Genomic DNA, 20557 nt, shown 5'->3' with positions numbered 1-20557 from the left:
GTCTTTTTATACTTCTACGTTGCTTTTTAAATTGAAGCATTCTTCCCTGCTTCAATTTCTAATGACTCTTCATGCCACCAAAGTGTTTCTTCAGGGTCTTCTTTAGCGATTAGGTGTGCTTCTTTTTTCGTTTCTACTGTAGGATATGAACCTTTTAGCGCACGCCCTGAAGTCGTAACAAATAATACACTAAATACAACTAATCCAATAATACTTACACCCGTCAAATAAAATGCTGGCGCAAGCGGGTTACCAGTTGCATGAACTAAGTATGAACATACAAGCGGTGTTGTTCCACCGAATATCGATACAGAAATATTAAATGAGATCGAAAGTGCTCGATAACGTACATCAGTGAAAAAGAGTGATGGTAATAATGAAGGTAATGTTCCTTCATATACACTTAAGAAGAAACCTAGTACGAAAATACCTGCAAATATAGCTGCAATATGTCCGTTACCTATTAGTAAAAATGCTGGAATTGCAAATACAGTTAAACCAAGTAAACCAATTTGCACGACGCGTTTATTACCAATTTTATCACTTAATTTACCGAAATATAGTGCTAGTGGAATCATAAGTGCCATCGTAATAGAAATAATTAATAAGCCTGTTGTTTCTTTGACTTTAAGTACTTGAGTTAGATAAGAAGGAATATACGAAAGAATCATATAATTCGTAATATTAAAGAAGGCGACAATTACTGTGCTTAATAAGAAGTCTTTTTTGTGATATTTAATAATATCCATAAATGAAAATTGTTCATTGTCTTCAGATTCCTCTTGTGCTTTTTCCATCTCTTCAAAGATTGGAGATTCATCTAGATGACGGCGTAAGTATAAACCGACCAAACCAATTGGTGCAGCTACTAAGAACGGAATACGCCATCCCCAGCTGAGCATTTGCTCATCTGTTAACAATAACGTCAAAATGGTAACAATTACCGATGCAGCAATGTAACCTGAGAGTGTTCCAATTTCAAGACCACTACCGAGTATACCACGCTTTTTATCTGGAGAAGATTCTGCGATATAAACCATTGCTCCTGAATATTCGCCGCCTGTAGAGAAGCCTTGAATCATTCGGGCAACTAAAAGTAGTATTGGTGCCCATACACCAATTTGTTCATAGGTTGGTAGTAATGCGATGAATAATGTAGAAAGTGCCATTAAAATAATAGTAGTACTTAACACGATTTTTCGGCCGTACTTATCTCCTATTCTACCAAAGAATACACCTCCGATTGGTCGAACGAGAAAGGCTGCTGCAAATGTACCGAATGTAAGTACAAGTTGCAATCCACTATTATCAACACCTGAGAAGAATAATTGACTTAAGATAACCGCTAAATACGCGTATAATCCGAAGTCAAACCACTCCATTGCGTTTCCTATACCAGTAGCAATTACTGCTTTCCTGGCTTGTTTAGGATTGACAATATTAACGTCTTGAGGTTCAAAATTTAAATCATTATTTTGTTGCATATAATAAAACAGCTCCTTTTTAATTTAACTTCTTTAAGCACACCTTCTCTTATTGAATAAAATTAATTCGAAGCACTTAAGGAAAATTAACGTCTCCTTATCTGTTATTATTGTTTCACATAATTAATTATTTGTCCAATGAGATGCTCTCTAGGTTAAGTAATTTACTATTTTAAAAAGCTGAAGAAGCCGCTAAAATAGCGCCTTCTTCAGCTTTTTATATTTTTTTATATTTTTTTAAATACTTGCTGTAGCAGCTATGTTATGAACACAGGAAATAAACTCATAAGTGAATGCGTCAATTTCCTCTTTCGTAATAATATACGGCGGAAGTAATCGAATAATATTCCCTTGTGTTAGATCGACTAACATCCCTTTATTCATTAACTCAATCTGTAATTTCTTCACATTTTCATTCGTGTCATTCACACTTATCCCAAACATCATCCCCGTATGACGTACTTCCTGAATATAATAAGCATTTTCTTTCTGAATATCTTGCAGTTTGTCATTCAAATATAGTGACGTTTCATAAGCTTCTTGCATTAACCCATCATCAAGTAATGTATTTAATACAGTTAAACCTAAAGCTGTTCCCATTGATGAATGAGCAAATGTTGTCCCGTGATCTCCTGGTGAAAATACATCACATAACCTTTCACCTACAATAATTCCTCCTAGCGGTATCCCGCCTCCTGCTCCTTTACCAATTTGAATAATGTCCGGTGTGATATTAAAATTTTGATAAGCAAATAATTTTCCCGTTCGACCCATACCACTTTGAACTTCATCAACGACAAGAAGTACATTATATTTTTCACATAAATTTTGAACACCATGTAAATATTCACTTGATAAAGGATAAATCCCCCCGCTACCTAAAACAGGCTCTAGCATAATCGCAATTGGATTTTCTTTAATAATGGTTTCTTCTAATTGGTCTATATTCTCACGCTCTACTTCATATACAGGAATAGATGTTTTAGGGAAATTTTGATATACACTTTCCTGTCTCGTAAAATGAAGTGCTCCTAACGTACGCCCGTGGAAACTATTCTTCAGTACTACAATTCCTTCACGTTCTTCACCCTTATTAGCTCTATATTTATCAATTAATTTCAACGTTGTTTCTGTCGCTTCCGTACCAGAGTTTGTAAAAAAGACTTTTCCGCTTTTTAAAGTACAATCTACTAATTTTTTTGCATACTCAATTGCAACTGGGTTTAAAAAATGAAACGGTAAATGCAACGATTTCGCAACTTGCTCCATTGTCATTTGTACAATTTTAGGATGATTGTATCCTAATACATTTACTCCTACGCCAGAAAATAAATCTAAATACTCTTTACCATCTACATCATACAGTTTACACCCTTCTCCTCTTTCCATTGCAACCTCTGTACGACAATATGTAGACATCATATATTCTTTATCTAATTGAAACCAATTCGACATGTTAAATTCCTCCTAGTTATTTTCCCTTTTTTAACGTTCATTCTCTATATAATCGTTTATAAATTAAGTTTTAAGATTGAAATTTTAATAGTGGTTTTCTTCCACATTTTTAGTAAAACGTGTGCTTTCTCTTCCCGATATTCATTTTTCCATAATTTCTTCTATTTCAACAGGTCCACTACATATGTGTTTTTTTCATCTAGCGGTATGTTACTGCTTTGAACTGTGCGTGTCATACATAATTAAGGCTATAGAATCATATTTAGTAACAATGGACAAAAAAGATTTGGAGGCTATATCGATGGATGAAAACTATGATAAACAGGGGCAATCTATACTAGGGAAAGACTTTAATGAAAATGACGAACGTAATGAACAAGCTAAACTTCACTCTCAAACAGTTGGTTCACGTGGACCCGTACTAGAGCAAGATAGTGTACTGCATGAGTCATTACAAGAATTTATTCATGAAAAAATTTTAGAAAGACCTGTTCATGTAAAAGGATTTGGTGCGTTCGGTTATTTTCAAACGATATATTCGATGTCTGAACATACTAAATTAAGTTTTTTACAAAATTCTAATGAGAAAGTTCCTGTTATGGTGCGATTTTCGTTAGCTGTTAGTACGAAAGGAACACCGGATACTGCTAGAAATGTAGGCGGTTTTTCTACAAAATTTTATACAAAAGAAGGAATTTTTGACCTTTTATGTAATCACATTCCTGTTTTTTCTGTTCGTGACCCAATGCGTTTCCCTGAAACGATTCAAGCATTATTGCCTTCACCTAAAAATAACTTAATAGACCCTAATAGATTTTGGAATTTTGTCGCTAAAGCACCTGAATCTATTCATTTTGTTGTCCGTTTATACTCTAATAATGGTACGGCCAAAAGTCTTCGCCACATTCCAGGACATAGTGTTAATACATATGTATGGAGAAATGCGGAAGGTAATCGAAAGTATGTAAAGTATCATTGGTACCATTTGAAGGTGTACAGTACATTACTAATAAAGAAGCAATTAAACTAGCTGCTGAAAATCCTGATTATAGCGGGAAAGATTTATATGATGCTATTGAAAATGGTAAACCAGTGGAGTATGGTTTATACGTCCAGCTCATGGATCCGAAAGATGAAGCTTACCTATCTTATGATCCTTTAGATGACACAAAAGTATGGGATGAACAGACGTATCCTCTCATACCAGTCGGGAAAATGGTATTAAATAAAAATCCTGAAAATTTTATGGAACAAGTAGAGAAAGTCGCATTCTCCCCTTCTAATTTACTGGATGGTGCAGAACTATCAGATGATAAAATGCTGCAAGGGCGCGCTAACATTTACAGTGATTCACAAAGAAGAAGAATTGGTCCCGAATTTCGCAAATTAACGATTAACCAACAGCAAGATTGGACACCCGCTAATCAAATTACAAGCGGTGACGGAAGGTACGTTGAAGGTAAACTTGAAAGAACTTCTATAACAAAACAGAATGACTTTACGCAGGCTGGTGAATTTTATACGAAGTTAAAACCGATAGAAAAAGAACATCTCGCTGAGAACTTAGCTAGTGATTTGAAAGTTATATCCGATGATATTAGGGAGATCGTTTTGGGGTATTTCAATCAAGTATCAACTGATTTGAAAACAAGCATTGAGACAAAAATGAAAGAGCATTAAGAAGATTAAAGTATTCTTTACGAATGAGAATTCAAATCTATATTAATTATTTTCTTGTCAAAATCCAATGAGATTATTTAATTTAAAAATATAAAGCCAATATATCCCTGTTCTATAATTAGAACAGGGATATATTGATATAGTTTAATTTTTAACATTACATACTTTATTTTGCTAAAAAATGCAATAAGTTTCCTTTCAAAATAAATTATAGTAAACTATTTTACTTGTACCGTATAATTCCCTGTTCCACCACCATACTTATATACACTTAAGTAATATTTCCCTGGCTTTGCATTATAATTTCCAAGCAATTTGTTTCCATCACGTTTTGTTGCATAAGCTACATAATTATTTAGATCTGATTCAGAATATAATACCCAGTTCAGTCCAAGATTTTGTTCGTTCGTAACAGAAATTTGTAAATCTTTTTGATCCTTTACATCAATAACAAATTTATCCCCCTGATCTTGATCGCTCAAGGTTCCTCTTAACAAAATATTCAAAGATAGTGGGTTTGCTGTTTCAAATGAATTATTTGGTTCTTTTTCTACAGCCGTACCTTCTTCCGTATTCACTCCGCTAAACACAACATCATATTCATATTGCCCAGCATTATTTACACGGTAATTTACAAAATAAGCAGTCAATGTTTTATATCCAGTCCACTCTCTTCCTGAAAGACGTTTCAACATATTATTTGTTGCTTCATTCATCACTTTCCAGTCCTCAACTTCTCCTTTAGCCGCACTTCCTGTATATGTCCCCTGTAGTGTAAATGTATTAAAGAATTGTGATTTATTCTTTGTTACTTTCACATCTTTTAATTTCGCTTCATTCGTAATATCTGAAGTAATGTCCGAAAGCGATTTTGGATCATGCTGAGTTAAATACTCATCTGATACTTGTGGAATTGTATACTTATCGCGATTATCAATAAGCATTTGCATATAAGATTGATATTCTTCATTTAACTTATTATCTTTGCTTAATGTAGCACGGTATGCATCGTAACTTGAAACATCATTTGCGCGAATCAAATCATGCACTTTATCGAACATTTCAGGGCGCTTATTATACATATATGATTGCAGCGCAAACGAATAATTATAAAAATCCCACGTTCCATATTTCGCATTTAATGTTTGTGATGCTGTATAACGTTTTGCAGGATCATTAGATAACCCACCAATTATACTTTTTCGCGGTACTACACTATCTAATCGCGTTGCACCTGCAAAGAACTCTGCGTTTCCTTCTTCAAACCATGTTAAACGTTCATTTTGATACATTTCTCCTTGTCCCCATAATCCCTGAACTTCGTATCTTCCCTGTAAGTAGTGCGTAAATTCATGGCGGAATAATTCTTCCAAACTATAAATACTTTGCTCTGGTGTACGTTCATATGTAAAGAAAGTCCCTGTTCCTTCAATATAAATCCCACCATTATTCGTTTCATATCCGTACAGTTGACGATTAAATTGATACTCATCTGGGCTATTATAAATAACCATCGTTAACACATCATCAGCATGTCCACTTTCAAGTGGTTTATCGCTACCAACTGTACGATAAAATTGAGAACGCACTTCTTTTGCCGCCCAGTATAGACGTTTAATTTTCTCTTCGCTAACTTTATCCCCAGTTTTAAAGACAATTGCTCCATCATCAAACGTATACGTTTTCGGTAAATATTTCTTTTTACCCTCTTCTCGAATTTGATCTAAATTTACAGTTTTTCCGTTCGCATCTATTCCTCCATAATTTGTAGTAATTTGTTCTGCCGCAACAAAGTATTGCTCTCCTAAATATGGATAAATTCGCATTGCATCTGTAACAACTTGTTGTCCTTTTGTCGGCGTGCTATGAAGCTTGCCCAATCGTCCAGCATAGTAAATCCCATTATTAATTAACCATCCGTTTTTATTTGTTACTGTACCAAGTAGTGCAAAACGATTTACTTCATTAATAAAGTTATCAATATTTCGAAACCACATCGTATCTTTTGGCTCTTTTCCAGTCGTGTACATATCCGTCTGAATATCAAAGTCAATTCCCTTCATCAACTCATATATAGCGTCTCCTTTTGTTCGATCTTCAATGAAAGTTGCAAGATTATCATTATATTGTTTAAAAATTTCACCTGCATATAAAACCGTTTCAACATCTGCTGATGCATTTCCAATTAATTTTCCATATGATGCAATTACTTTATTTTGTTCTGATGTACCAAGTTTGAAATTTGGATTTTTTGCAATTGTTTTTAAAGCTGGTAAACATTTATCATGGTAGCTACGCTCATTTAGTTTGCTTAATTCATCATGGTAAAAACCTAAATAAAATGCTGCACGTAGAGCTTCTACTAATGTTTCAATCCCTTTTGAATCATCTTTCGTATAAGCTTGTCCTTGTTCTGCTAGTTTATTAATAATTGCTTGCATTCGACTATCATCTTGATAGAATTTAAGACTATCACTATTAAACTGAAATAATTCTGGAATTTGATACCATTTAATTGTCACAAGAAGATCAGTTAATTGTTTATTATTTAATTGATTTAACTCAGCCATTGAATACTTTTTTTCTTCAGCTAACGGTTTAATATTATCGTTTGGTGCTAGTGGACGCTGCGATAAATCCGCTAATTTTAACCGTTTTGTAAAAGATGCATTTTCTTGTACTTTTGAAGGGTGCGCCAATTCATCAACAGATTTCTGTATTCCTACCGGCTCCATTTGTAATACGTTCTTCACATTTTTCTCTTTTGTCTCTGCTTGAATTTGCAAACCATTACATGTTATTGTCACTAGTCCAACACCAAGAATCCACTTAGAAATTTTCGAATATTTAACCATACCATTGCCCCCTGATAATTTAAAAGAAAATTCAGAATTTTTAAACTAAAAACCTACTTATTTGTATGTATTTACAGTTCCGCTATAAATACAACTATGATTAATAATGCAATAGTAGCTTGTTTTATACTATTACGAGTACAGATTCCTTACATACAATCTCCCTTCCTTACATTTAATACAAGCAAAAACTGTGCCAATCATATTTCTTATGCATGGCCAATATTCTTTTATAAATACTGTAGAATAAAATATACATAGGTGGTTCGGCAATGTATAAATCATTTGACACAAAATCTAATGTTTATGAAAAACAAATTCATTGAATGTTATAAGTTCATTAGCCAGTACATAATTTCCAACTAAAAACATCCCCAATTTTTAAATCTCTCAAAAAAAGGTAAACAAACATATTCCATAAAGCTAATATGTTTGTTTACCTTTTTCTATTTCACATCAACAGCAAAATATCATTGAATAAAAACAGCATGAATAAGTATTTTGTTATTCTTTTCTCTTTTTCATATAATCTTTTTCACATTGCAAAGGCTTGAATTTCACTTTTTTCCCTTTCTTCTTTTTCGTTTTTATAACGAGCCATTCCCCTTTTTCAACGTCTAGTTTTAGGCGTTTCATTACATTGATATTATCTTTTTCTTTATAAAGTAAAAATGCTTCTTGCGCCCTCACAAATAAGCTGGGCTGTTCGCTAAATCCACCACTATCATAAATTTTAGTTAGCGAATTATAATAAGAATCATTTTCCTTTCCACCATACATCAAATGGGCAGCCTCCAGATCTCTTTTACTTACTTCCCAAAAACTATGTTCATCAATATTTAAATTAAATGTGGATTTAATGTCCTGTATTATATTCTTCACATACTTTTCATCTCGAACTTTTCTTTCTTCGAGACAATCCGAAGATAACCTTGGTGCATCTGATTGGGAATGTACAACGTGTTGTATCGATACACACAGAATAAATATGCTTAAAATGTAAAATGTTTTTTTCATATTTACATATCACCTCAAATGATTTAGATACTATATCATTTGAGGCTTACAATATTCTTATGCTAATAAAAAGAAAGATCCTATAAAATAAAATTTTTATAGGATCTTTCCTTTTAATATTGCTTTATCAAATTCACGGGCGGGGCAACTACCTTACTACTTTTCACATCATATAATCCTATAGGTGTTACTCGTATAAAAGGCAAGTGCGTCGCAGAAAAGAATAAAATTGTAAATGCTGGATCATCATACACGTAGCCACGCTCTTGTAGTAATTTCACCATCTGTTTCTCTTCCTGTATTAATTCACTCATTTTTAAATTAGACATAATCCCGAGCAATGGTAATGCTATTTCGTGTAACACTTCATTGTTTTCTGCTACGACCATTCCACCACCGAGCTCTTTTACTCTACGAAAAGCTGTAAGCATATCTTCTTTACTTTTTCCAATGAGAATCATATCACCTGTGCCGGAATAAGAACTAGCAAGACCACCTAATTCTTTCGCAAAACCTTTTACAACTGTATTTACTCGCCAAGTACCATCACGAGCAATCATCATGAGGAAGCATTCATCATGATCTGTGGATAATTCATCACAGTCTATATTGATTTCACTAGTATATGGTTTTGTAATAACGTTATTTAATAAGTGTATCCCCGTTTTATTAGAGAAAATCATATCCTCTTTTTCTATTGACCAATCTAATGATAATGGAGTTACTTTATATTTACTCCAGTCTATATGTAATGCTTCATGCGTATTTACACCGTCACGCTTCACCCATTTCCCCTTTGCAAGGACACTAATTGGTACTGGGTTTTCTTTACTTTCTAAAATATTGATATTAGCAATTCTACCTGTCGCAATCGAACCATGTACATGTTCCATATTATAATAGCGAGCAATATTATAACTAGCCATATGGTATGCATCTATTACTGGCACTCCTTGTTTTATCGCGGTAGAAATCATTACGTTTGTCATTCCATTGTCATAAAACGAAGGATGTGAGCCGTCTGTAGTAAGTATAAATCTATCAAACTGTTTCACGCCTAATTCCAACAATTCTTTTAATAAAACTTCTAAATCCGGTCTAATGGAAGAATTTCTAAGAGAAACGGTGTAACCTTGCATAAGACGAGTGAAAGCTTCCTGCCCTGTCATCGCTTCATGATCACAATCTGTACCTAACAGTTTTAACTTCGCTAAAGTCGTTTCAGATGCACCCGGAAAATGGCCTTCTACTTTCTTCTGCAATCGCTTCGTTTCCTGCACCCAAGTTAACATTTCATCATCACCATGTAATAATTTTGGCCATGCTGTTAACTCCCCACCTTGAAGAACAGCTTCTTGTTTCAGCCATTCTATTATTTCTTTACTATTAAACAAAGATTCCCCGTTTTGCAATTCAGTCTGTCCATCAAAACGGCACCACCAATACATAGTAGCTGGAATCTTTTTAAATTCCTCTAATAAACGAAATGATTCTTCACGTTTTAATGTGAAAAATAGAGTTAAATTATCATTAATAAAAGTCGTTGTCCCAAATTGCATCGCATGATTTGCTAGCGTCTCTGGGTTATACAACTGATATGGATGTGCATGCGGTTCTATGTAACCGGGTACGACACACTTTCCTTCGCAATCAACAACTTCACACTCCGTTAATTGCTCTGGCAGCTGCTCCCCTACGTATACAATTCGATCATTATATATCCAAATGTTCGCTGTCATCCACTCGCGCATATAGGAATTTAAATATGTTGCATTCTTTAATAATATGTGTGGGCTTCTTTTACCATCTATTACTTCAACATGTTCTCGTAATTGTTTATTACTCCATTTATAATGATTTTTCCCCATTGTATTCAACTCCAAATCAACTCATAATTATTTTGATTAAAACGAGAAATACTTAACTAACTAAAGTATTTTCCATTCATAACTCCCCTATTGGCGCCCCTATATCCTTCATTATATTTAATAATTTAAAAAATAACAATTTTCAGAACTACATACACACCTTTTTTATCCAAAATAAAAAGAATGTCATGTAACTGACATCCTTTTTATTTTTATCGTAAGCATTAAGATTGATTTTCACTTTGAAATACACTTGATGCCATATCATAAATGCAACTACTGTCCATAGTTGCGAACTTAAAAGAGCACCTCTTTTAAATATAACTATAACAAAATTCCATTCACTTTCTTTTCATCTATTTATTAAATTCAATTTGCATCATTTTATTAAACTGCGGAACAATATCGACCCCACCTATTGAGTTAAGACTGATAGCCAATGTATGTTTGCCTCCAATTACTCCCCCAGCAAAAGTTGTAAATCCAGGAATTCCTCCTCCATGCCCCCAAACTGAAACACCGTTTGGAAGTTTAGTCTCATAGATTCCAAGACCGTATGCGTCACCAACCCCTTTGCCTTCTATAGGGACTGTAGTAAGCATTTCTTTTAGCTCGCGTTCCTTCAGTAACTTACCACCAAGTAAAGATGAAAAGAACTTATTTAAATCATCCGCATTAGAAATCATATCTCCAGCTGCATTAGCTAAACTCGGATTATAATACGTAATATCTTTCAACTCGCCTGTTCCTTCCATTTTCACATATCCACGAGCATGATTCTTTCCTGGGATGACGGGTGAATTTCCTGGTAAAAACGTATTTGATAGGTCCAAAGGTTCAATAATTCGCTTTTCGATTTCTTCCGCATAACTATTTCCAGTTATTTTTTCAATAAGCATTCCTAGTATTACGTATCCTGTGTTTGAATACAACCAGTCTTTACCCGGCGAGAAATCTGGAGGCAGCGAAAGGCCTATTTTCACTATTTCTTCTGCTGTATACGTTTTTTTCGAATTCATTATGTCAGCATCTTTTGACTTTAAATATTCAGCTATACCACTCGTATGATTCAAAAGTTGGCGTATCGTAATTTGATTACCATCATACCCATTTCCTTGAATGAGGCCCGGTAGCCACTTTTCAATTGAATCGTCAAGTTGTACGCGATTTTCTCCAACTAATTGCAGAACAGTCGTGGCAGTAAAAGTTTTCGTCACACTACCAATCCGAAAGCGATAATCTGATTTCACCGGTTTCTTTGTACTTAGATCTGCTACGCCAGCAGTATAACTACTCGTTTTTCCGTTGTTAGACGCCTTAGCTAATATTCCTACAGCACCAAGCTGTACTGTTTCCTGCATTACTTGTTTCCAGCCATTACGATTCTTTTGATCATGTACTTGTGACGAACTAGAAATATTTTGAGTTGACTCTGCAGTCACAGTAAAACCAGGTGTGAATAGAGCAGTACCCGCTAATAAAACTGCAAAACTTGCTAACTTAATTGAATTACATTTTTTCATAAGGCTTTCTCTCCTCCATTAATATCGGATTGATTCAAGCTATACTTTCATCCTATATGATAAATCTCTCTTTTTTCTTATCCATTCCTTACGAAATACTTACGTTTAAATTTAAATACGGTAAACTGAGGAAGAGTTATGCATGCAAATAAAAAGAGAACATGTTTTCATTTTTTATGTAAACATGTTCTCTTAAACATTTAAAATTCTATATCAACTTTTCGTCCTATTCTTTACACAACTAATTTATATTCCTTTTTACCAGCCCGCACTAGCATTCATACCATTTCCAATAATAGAAAGTAATAGCGGCCATAATACTGGTCCCAATGTAAGAAATACATTTAGAAGTATGAGCATTCTATATCCGACGGTGAAATTGTGATTTTTACGATTAACAAATACTAAACTGATTAATGATATTATAGTTGTTAAAAATAATACTAACATTAGCAACCAATACCACACCATTAAACTAAGACTCCATGGTGTTAATAGCTCATGTATGATGCAAAATGAGATTCCTAATACTGCAAAACTAAAGCTAGTCACCGCTGTTTTTATAAGCCATTTATTTAATTTTTTATCGTATGTATTTTTACAGTATAAATCTATTAAAGTATATAAAGATAAATATGACATTAATACGCCTATCCAAGATAATAACCAATCACCGTCCCCTTGAAATAATAAGAACAGCAACCAACACATACCTACTGCTGAAAAAACAAAGGAAATAAGTATGCTTTTTAATACCGATTTCATTATAGTTCACACCCTTAAAAAATTTAAAAATAAATTATAAGTTATTATTTACATACTGGCCGTGTAACTTTTAACTCTAATACATTTCTTTTTCTTTCTATTTTAATAAAACAAGGATAAATACATTAAAAAATTAAATATACATTAACACAAAATTAAGTATAAGTAAAACAAATTAATTTACACTTAATTTACTTCACTTATTTAAAGGTGATTACATACATGAAGAAGAATAATAATGTTGATTAAAAAATTGTAACAGAATTAACTAATATAACCATTTCAACCTTAAATTGAAATAAAAAAGATGACCTCAGCCACACGCTAAAGTCATCTTTTTCTACCTTCTTATTTTACTAACTCTCCATTATAAGCTTTTATATTAAGCGGAGCAGTTAAAAATTGTGCTGCTTTACTAACGAAAGATGTGAAGTGTTCACTCGTATTATGGCTCGCAACTGCTGCTTCATCTTTCCATACTTCTACCATCGTATAAACACTTTCTTTTTCTGTATCTTTATATAAGTCATAAGATACATTTCCACTTTCTTCTCTTGATCCGTGAATGAGTGGCTGAATTTCTTCTAAAAATGCTTGTTGTTTTGCTGGATCTACTTGAAATATTGCGTGAATAATAATCATGGTGTTTCCCCTTTCATATTCCACTTATTTCTTTAAAATTACTTCCACTCTGCAACTTTTTCAATTGGAAGACGTACTGATTGGTAACCACTGTCAGCAGCTTTTCCGATTGAAATTAACATAACTGGTACGTGACGGTCTTTATCTAGTCCGAAAGCTTCTGCGATTTGATCTTTCTCAAAACCACCAATTGGACAAGTGTCATAGCCGTGAGCACGAGCTGCTAACATAAATTGCATTGCTACAAGACCACCGTCAATTAATACTGTATCTTTCATTACTTCTGGTGTAACCATAGAGAAGTAAGCTGAAAGTTTTTTCATTTGATCTTCTTTTACTTCTGCTGGCATAAGTCCACGCTCTACTGCTGTACCGTAAATTTCTTCTGCGTTATCAAAGTTGTTTAAGTCCCCAAATACAGCGATCATTGCTGAAGACGTCTCTACTTGAGATTGATTAAATTTCGCAAGTGGCGCAAGTGTTGCTTTTGCTTCGTCACTTTCAATCACAAGGAATCTCCATGGTTGCATGTTTACTGAAGATGGTGCAAGTGTTGCTTCTGTAAGAATTTCTGTCATTTCTTCTTTGCTAATTTTCACTGAAGGATCGTACTTACGAATTGAACGACGTCCTGTTAAAATTTCGTTAAAATCATTTGTTTTTACTGAGTTAGTCATAGTTGTATTCTCCCTTTTTTATAATTCTTTTATATTTTCTTGAATGTGGTTTAACATATTTAAAAGATTGTCGCGTTCTTCTTCACTTAATCCTTTAAATGCAGATGCTGCAAAACGTTCTTTTTCCTCTTGAAACGCTTGAATTTTATTTCGTCCCTCTTCAGTAAGAGAAACTAACGTAATTCTGTTATCATCTGGATTTTTACGTCTTACAATCATTTCATTGGCCTCAAGCTGCTTTAAATGCCTCGTTATCGCAGCATTATCAATATTCACTTCTTGCTGAAGTGCTTTTTGACTAATTTCACCTACTTCATATAACTGAAGTATAAGCTCTAATCGAGACTGGCTCATACCCGTACACCCTTCAAATTTCGAACTTACTTCTTTATTTAGAAAGTGTAATTTATATAAAATAATCGCTTCTTTTGAGCATGAACTTGTCAAATTACCCCTCCTTTACAATCAAAACGAAAACATTTGATGTATCAATAGTTGATATGTCAATTAATATAATCTATATCGATTTAGAATGCAAGCATTTTGTTTTCATTTTATTTTTTCCAAATTAAGGCGCTTTGTAGCGTTACAAATAATGTTAATTGCACTATAATAATACTAATTTAAAGAACTGGAGAGTGATTGATAATGCGGCAATACACAAATAGAAATGAGGAAATGAAAATGGAAAATGAAATGAGGATATTGATATATGACAACAATAAATATAGGGATTGTCGCGCACGTAGACGCTGGCAAGACGAGTTTGACTGAGCGTATTCTTTATGAAACGAATGTGATTAAAGAAATTGGCCGAGTAGATAGTGGTAATACACAAACTGACTCAATGGAATTAGAAAGACAACGCGGAATTACGATTAAAGCATCTGTCGTTTCTTTCTTTATTGATGATGTAAAAGTAAATGTCATTGATACACCTGGACACGCTGATTTTATCGCTGAAGTGGAGCGATCATTCCGCGTTCTAGACGGTGCGATTTTAGTTATCTCTGCCGTTGAAGGTGTGCAAGCACAAACAAAAATTTTAATGCGAACATTACAGAAACTAAACATACCGACAATTTTATTCGTTAATAAAATTGATCGTAGTGGAGCAAACACTGAAAAAGTTATGAAACAAATAAAAGAGGTTCTTTCAAATGAAGCATTCCCCTTCTACTCTGTTCTAAACGAAGGAACGAAAGAAGCCCGGATCATTGAATATAAATCATATGATGATTGTACGGAACTGTTAGCACCATTTAATGAATCATTACTTGAGTCATATGTAAATAACGAAATAATACCGGACGCACTATTAAGAGAAAAACTAGAACAGCAAATACAGCAAGCAAGTGTGTATCCAATCTTTTTCGGTTCAGCAATGACAGGTATAGGAGTAACAGAACTACTTGAAAAACTTCCGGCCCTAATGCCAGCTCATGCATCGGCTCAAGAGGAACTATTATCCGGTGTTGTTTTTAAAATTGAACGTGAACCTTCTGGAGAAAAGGTTGCTTATGTAAGAGTTTTTTCAGGTAGCTTACACGTTAGAAAATATGTTGATATACAGCGCTGTAAATCTCTATCCCATAAAGAAAAGATTAAAAAACTGTGCCTATTTCATAATGGAGATGCCGTTCAAACTACTACCGTTCCTCGTAGTGAATTTTGTAAAGTGTGGGGACTGAATGATATTAAAATTGGTGATATTATTGGTGAACGTACGGATTATATAAAAGATATTCACTTTGCCGAACCACAAATGGAAGCTTCCATTGATGCAGTATCAAAAGAAAGAATTCATGATTTATACGCTGCACTTATGGTGCTATGTGAAGAAGATCCACTTATTAAAGTGTGGAAAGATGATGTTCATAATGAACTATACATTCGCCTTTTCGGTGAGGTACAAAAAGAAGTAATTGAAACAACACTTTATGAGAAATATAATTTGCAAGTTATTTTTTCAAATACGCGAGTTGTATGTATCGAGAAACCAATTGGCTTAGGCAATTCTGTTGAAGTAATGGGTGAAAAAGAGAATCCATTTTACGCAACAGTCGGATTCAAAGTTGAACGTGGTGAACTTAACTCTGGCGTAACATATCACTTAGGGGTTGAACTCGGATCACTACCTTTAGCATTCCATAAAGCGATTGAAGATACGGTATTTCAAACGTTAAAACAAGGATTATATGGATGGGAAGTTACAGATATTATCGTCACGTTAACACATACTGGTTATGCTAGTCCTGTTACAACAGCAAGTGACTTTAGAAATTTGACACCGATCGTATTAATGGATGCTTTAAAGCAAGCTGAAACATATGTATATGAACCAATTAATGAGTTTGAATTAACTGTACCGGAGCACGCAATTAGTACTGCAATGTATAAACTCACTGCCGTTCCAGCAACTTTTGCAGAGCCTATATTCAATTACAATTCTTATCAGTTAACAGGATCATTACCTGTTGCGAAAACAGAGAGTTTCAAACGAATACTACATTCATTTACAGAAGGAGAAGGCATATTTACAACGAAGCCAACTGGTTTCACAAAGCTTATGGCTCCCTTCCCTACTCGAAAACGTGTTGATTATAATCCGCTGAACCGGAAAGATTATTTGCTTCATGTGTTGAAGGCTTATTAAAAGTAAAAGAGGTGCAATTCGCACCTCTTTTTGCATGTATTGATGAGTTAGTTTTTCCTAACAACTTCTTTAAGCTTTTCTATTATATTTGCTATCGCTTCAATTGAATTCTTTGTTTCATATTCCCCAACATTTACAGAATGATTTGCGTTTTTAACAACATCAATCGTTAAAGTTGTTTTATATAACTGATCAATTTGATCTGCATTGTATTGGTGATCTTTATCCCCAATAACTAAAAGCCCTTCGTGACTACTATGTAAGATAGAATCAAAAATTGTATCAAACGTCAGTAAAGGTGTAAGTAGCATCATTTTTGACTGCGCGAATTCTTCTCTCTTCATTAAATCATTTGCAATCGGAATTGTTCCGAGTGATTTCCCTAAAAACAAAGTCTCGTTGTATTGCTCATCTTTTAATACTTCTTTCATTATAGGATGAATATCATCCATCATTACTTTCGTTACTTCTTCCATCGGTTTATTCATTAATTGTCCATCAAAGGAATAATGAATATGTATAACATCTATTTTATGTTCAAGCATTAACATCGTTGCATAATAAAATAACGGTTTATCGTAATTGTATCCTGAACCTGAGAACATAAAGCAAATCCTACTAGAACCTTTTTCGATATGTGTGTAACGAATTACTTTATCATCTATATGTATTTCTTTTTTAGTCCCCTTCACCCTTTTCCCCTCCGAATACATTTAATTTTGTAAAACGATATGTTCTGTATGAACTGCTATATCCTTTACTTTCTCTTTTATAAATGCAGGCTGTAAGTTATATGCATCTAACTCTTCTACCGGCACCCACTTAAACAAATACGTTCTACCCTCTTCTTCCAAAATATATTGATCCGCTCCATTCGCAGGTAATTCATGTAGCTCTACTTCATAATAAAAACTAATCTCATGGAACTTTCGCTCAGAAAGTGTAAAGAAATTTTCTACTGTCCATATTAATCTCTTCCCTTTCATAGGAACAGCTAGTTCTTCTGCAAGTTCTCGTTTTAACGCAGCTTCACTATTTTCTAGCATTTTCACTCGACCGCCTGGTACGTACCAAAAATCTTCACCGTCCCCTTGCAGAATAAGTATTTTATTATCATGTTTACAAATTGCTCCGACGCGGTAGTTAAAACATGTTTTCTCCACTTTGAACGTAAGATCCATCCATAATGCCCCCTTATATAATTAATATCTAATTATTACAAAACGATTATGTAATTACTGTACAGATAAGGTTACTAAATTTCTCTAGTTCGTTCAATAATTTTCGAACTTTCAAAAAACGATACACATCATTTGTCATCACAAGTATAAATACATATGTCACAATTACTACGCACACTTTGGAAGCATTATGGGGGACGAATGCATCTCTATCAATATACAAAAACTGAAAAAACAAATAATTTTCAAGGAATCATTGTAAAAGATAAAGTGAAACATCAATAAGTGGAGTTTTTATCTTTTTCCTGTTGTTTTTAAATATAGTTAAGACATTATTAAAAAGACGCAAGGTCAACTTATGTGCTAATTAATTCTTTTTCTAGAAAAAGCGTCTTTTATTGCACTTGTTACTACATTTAGGAATAATAAAATAGCCATAACTGCCGTTAGTACATTAAATTGCTTTGTTTTATAAGGAGCGAACCATTCCGTAAAGAACTCTGAATTAACGAGACGATCCCCAACTCCTCCTTCCTTGAAGTTCGGTATCCACGAATTCATATCAAGGATGATAAAAATTAGTTGCATAACGAAAAATGCTCCAATAGTTTTCAGCCAATTTCGTATTCGACTAGGACGCTCTTTTTTTGATGTCATTTAAACCATCCTCCTTTTAGAACTTGCTATTAAAGAGCCTTGTTCTGATAGATACGAATAGATAATATCCATGAACCCCCATAGCACCCCACTGCTATGACAGCAAATAAAAGAAATAATTTCAAATCTGAAATCTCTTTTAAAAAGGTCAGTACGCCATTAGCATATTTATTTAATAAATATGGAGTATTTCGCATTAAATATATAACTCCAATAGATAAAAATATAAAAACTGGTACAAGTGTTTTCACTTTAAATGCAACAAAAAATGGGATGTAAAATGCTGTTATCAGCATGACTGCCAAGAAGCCTAGTATGTAACTTTCTAAGGAAAGTTGAAATTCCATGCTGTCTAAAATAAAATATTTTCCAACTAAACAAAATGGGATGATTACTATTGTAAAAAGTAAGGTTCCAACGTATTTTGAACTTATAATTTCCTTCCTAGTATACGGTAATGAGTTTACTAAAATATTAGCATTATCTTTATCATCAGATTGATATGTGTTAATTACAAAAACGGCACTACAAATGATTATGACATATGCTACATCCATGCCGGCCCACAAATAGGTAACTAGAAATAAGAGATAAGCAGGCAAGAAAGTTTTTTGTAAAATCAAATCCTTTTTAATTAAATTAAGCATCTTGAATCCCCCTTTTTCATGAAATACATAATATCCTCTAAACTTGGTTTTTCAATCACCACATCCTTATCAAATAAGTTTTCGATAGAATGTGCATTTTCAATCAATCCCTCGAAACCTGTATTTGCCTTACGTACAGAAATAAATTCACGCTCAGTATCAAACTTTAACAAATCTAGTGGTCCTTTGACTAAAACATAATCCTCTGCAATGGCATAAATATCTTTTGTGAAAATATGCTTCCCATTTTGAATAAATGTAATATAATCGGCAATGCGGTCTAAATCCGTTGTAATATGTGATGAGAAAAAGATAGTTTTCTCTCCATCCTGCATAATATTTTGTAGAACATCCAATAATTCTCTTCTGAATACAGGATCAAGTCCAGATGTAGGTTCATCCATAATAATTAGTTCAGCATGATGTGAAAGGGCAATTGCGAGAGAGGCTTTCATTTTCATTCCTTTGGAGAATGTTTTCATTTTTTTATTTAATGGTAATTCGAACAGATCTTTATAATATGTAAATTGGTTAAAATCCCATTTTTTATAAGCAGGCGCAATAATTTTAGTAATTTCCTTTAATGTGAGTTCATCATAAAACACATTATCGTCATAAACGAAGCCAATTCTTTCTTTAATTCGTTTCGCATCAGTCGAATAGTTCATGCCAAATAAGGAGACGTTTCCACTATCCGGGTTTATTAGATTCATAATCATTTTAATCGTTGTAGATTTACCTGATCCATTTCCTCCAATAAAACCCGTAACAAATCCTTTTTTTACTTCCATCGAAAAATTGTTTATTTGAAACCCCTTAAAAGATTTACTGACATTTTGAAGTTCTATTACGTTTTCCAAGAGTTTTCCTCCTCGTATAAAATTGTAAGCATTTCTTTTAGCTCATTTAAAGAAACATCCATTTGCTTAGCATTTTGAATCGCTTCACATAACTTTTCTTCAACTGTTTTTAATTTTTCTTCTTTCATAGTTTCAATGTTTTGTTCTGCTACAAAGGACCCTCTTCCGACAATTGAATTAATAAAACCGTCTTTTTCCAGTTCTTCATATGCTCTTTTCGTTGTAATAATACTTACTCGTAAATCTTTTGCTAACTGACGCATTGAAGGGAGAGCATCTCCTTGTTTTAAATTACCTAGTAAAATAAGCTTTTTTATTTGGGCACTAATTTGTTCATAAATAGGTTCCTTTGAAGTGTTCCTAATAGTGATTTGCATGCAAATACCTCTTTTTAAAAATATTGTATATATACTTTATATACAATATATACTATCGTACATTTTAAATCAACAGAAAATTCCCAAAGTATAGTTACAAACACAATCTAATAATGTAATTAATACAACTTATTTATACAGGCCTTCCTTGTATTAGCCGGATTTTGAGGCGGCGGTCTTGCTACTAGCTAATACACGATAAAGACTTCGTTG

17 protein-coding genes and 1 pseudogene are annotated in these 20557 nt (G+C 33.5%); 2 read left to right on the top strand and 16 right to left on the bottom strand.

What is annotated here, in order from left to right:
* Window positions 1-26 precede the first annotated feature (26 nt).
* A complete protein-coding gene (locus ACQRBL_RS15255) occupies window positions 27-1484 on the bottom strand; it encodes an MFS transporter (RefSeq protein WP_001186932.1) in 1458 nt (485 codons plus the stop codon).
* A 237-nt stretch (window positions 1485-1721) separates the two neighbouring features.
* Window positions 1722-2939, bottom strand: coding sequence for an aspartate aminotransferase family protein (locus ACQRBL_RS15250; RefSeq protein WP_411995934.1), 1218 nt, complete (start codon window positions 2937-2939; stop codon window positions 1722-1724).
* Between the two features lie 301 nt (window positions 2940-3240).
* Here ACQRBL_RS15250 and ACQRBL_RS15245 point away from each other — a divergent pair.
* Window positions 3241-4619: pseudogene (locus ACQRBL_RS15245) on the top strand (catalase).
* 218 nt (window positions 4620-4837) lie between these two features.
* Here the strand turns inward: ACQRBL_RS15245 and colA are convergent.
* The 8 genes from colA to ACQRBL_RS15205 all read right to left on the bottom strand — a co-directional run bounded on the left by colA (window position 4838) and on the right by ACQRBL_RS15205 (window position 14413).
* Window positions 4838-7474: a collagenase ColA gene (gene colA, locus ACQRBL_RS15240; protein ID WP_411995935.1), complete on the bottom strand. Its 2637-nt coding sequence runs from the start codon at window positions 7472-7474 to the stop codon at window positions 4838-4840.
* A gap of 504 nt (window positions 7475-7978) precedes the next feature.
* Window positions 7979-8491 carry a hypothetical protein gene (locus ACQRBL_RS15235; RefSeq protein ID WP_411995936.1) on the bottom strand — a complete coding sequence of 171 codons (513 nt, stop codon included), beginning with the start codon at window positions 8489-8491 and terminating at the stop codon, window positions 7979-7981.
* A 113-nt stretch (window positions 8492-8604) separates the two neighbouring features.
* Window positions 8605-10359: an adenine deaminase C-terminal domain-containing protein gene (locus ACQRBL_RS15230; protein ID WP_411995937.1), complete on the bottom strand. Its 1755-nt coding sequence runs from the start codon at window positions 10357-10359 to the stop codon at window positions 8605-8607.
* Window positions 10360-10715: 356 nt separating this feature from the next.
* A complete protein-coding gene (locus tag ACQRBL_RS15225; protein WP_065484190.1) occupies window positions 10716-11882 on the bottom strand; it encodes a serine hydrolase domain-containing protein in 1167 nt (388 codons plus the stop codon).
* Window positions 11883-12140: 258 nt separating this feature from the next.
* Complete coding sequence (locus ACQRBL_RS15220; RefSeq protein WP_000843829.1) at window positions 12141-12647, bottom strand: DUF3902 family protein; 507 nt, start codon at window positions 12645-12647, stop codon at window positions 12141-12143.
* 348 nt (window positions 12648-12995) lie between these two features.
* On the bottom strand, window positions 12996-13289 hold the full coding sequence (locus ACQRBL_RS15215) for a putative quinol monooxygenase (protein ID WP_000583805.1): 294 nt from the start codon (window positions 13287-13289) through the stop codon (window positions 12996-12998).
* Window positions 13290-13327: 38 nt separating this feature from the next.
* Window positions 13328-13966, bottom strand: coding sequence for a nitroreductase family protein (locus tag ACQRBL_RS15210; RefSeq protein WP_000185375.1), 639 nt, complete (start codon window positions 13964-13966; stop codon window positions 13328-13330).
* Window positions 13967-13984: 18 nt separating this feature from the next.
* Entirely contained in the window at window positions 13985-14413 is a 429-nt protein-coding gene (locus tag ACQRBL_RS15205; RefSeq protein ID WP_000204172.1) for a MarR family winged helix-turn-helix transcriptional regulator, read from the bottom strand.
* A gap of 265 nt (window positions 14414-14678) precedes the next feature.
* On the opposite strand from ACQRBL_RS15205, the gene ACQRBL_RS15200 reads away from it, so the two are divergent.
* Window positions 14679-16622 (top strand): GTP-binding protein, encoded by a 1944-nt coding sequence (locus ACQRBL_RS15200; protein WP_411995938.1) that lies wholly within the window; start codon window positions 14679-14681, stop codon window positions 16620-16622.
* 47 nt (window positions 16623-16669) lie between these two features.
* Here the strand turns inward: ACQRBL_RS15200 and ACQRBL_RS15195 are convergent, their stop codons facing one another.
* The 6 genes from ACQRBL_RS15195 to ACQRBL_RS15170 form a co-directional block, all read right to left on the bottom strand.
* Complete coding sequence (locus ACQRBL_RS15195) at window positions 16670-17335, bottom strand: alpha/beta hydrolase (protein ID WP_109737082.1); 666 nt, start codon at window positions 17333-17335, stop codon at window positions 16670-16672.
* Complete coding sequence (locus ACQRBL_RS15190; RefSeq protein WP_098377369.1) at window positions 17336-17803, bottom strand: NUDIX hydrolase; 468 nt, start codon at window positions 17801-17803, stop codon at window positions 17336-17338.
* 363 nt (window positions 17804-18166) lie between these two features.
* A complete protein-coding gene (locus ACQRBL_RS15185) occupies window positions 18167-18460 on the bottom strand; it encodes a YfzA family protein (protein ID WP_000202084.1) in 294 nt (97 codons plus the stop codon).
* 29 nt (window positions 18461-18489) lie between these two features.
* Window positions 18490-19107: an ABC-2 transporter permease gene (locus ACQRBL_RS15180; RefSeq protein ID WP_063547748.1), complete on the bottom strand. Its 618-nt coding sequence runs from the start codon at window positions 19105-19107 to the stop codon at window positions 18490-18492.
* The gene (locus ACQRBL_RS15175; RefSeq protein WP_000432457.1) at window positions 19095-19967 is read right to left on the bottom strand and encodes an ABC transporter ATP-binding protein; all 873 of its coding nucleotides are present in this window, start codon (window positions 19965-19967) and stop codon (window positions 19095-19097) included. The genes ACQRBL_RS15180 and ACQRBL_RS15175 overlap by 13 nt, the downstream gene beginning before the upstream one ends.
* Window positions 19955-20344, bottom strand: coding sequence for a GntR family transcriptional regulator (locus ACQRBL_RS15170; protein WP_097920777.1), 390 nt, complete (start codon window positions 20342-20344; stop codon window positions 19955-19957). The genes ACQRBL_RS15175 and ACQRBL_RS15170 overlap by 13 nt, the downstream gene beginning before the upstream one ends.
* Between the last annotated feature and the right edge of the window lie 213 nt (window positions 20345-20557).

This window comes from Bacillus sp. AF62 (assembly GCF_050312695.1).
Taxonomy (GTDB): domain Bacteria; phylum Bacillota; class Bacilli; order Bacillales; family Bacillaceae_G; genus Bacillus_A; species Bacillus_A cereus.
Note: the sequence above shows the minus strand (reverse complement) of the source record. Positions and strands in the feature narration are given on the sequence as shown.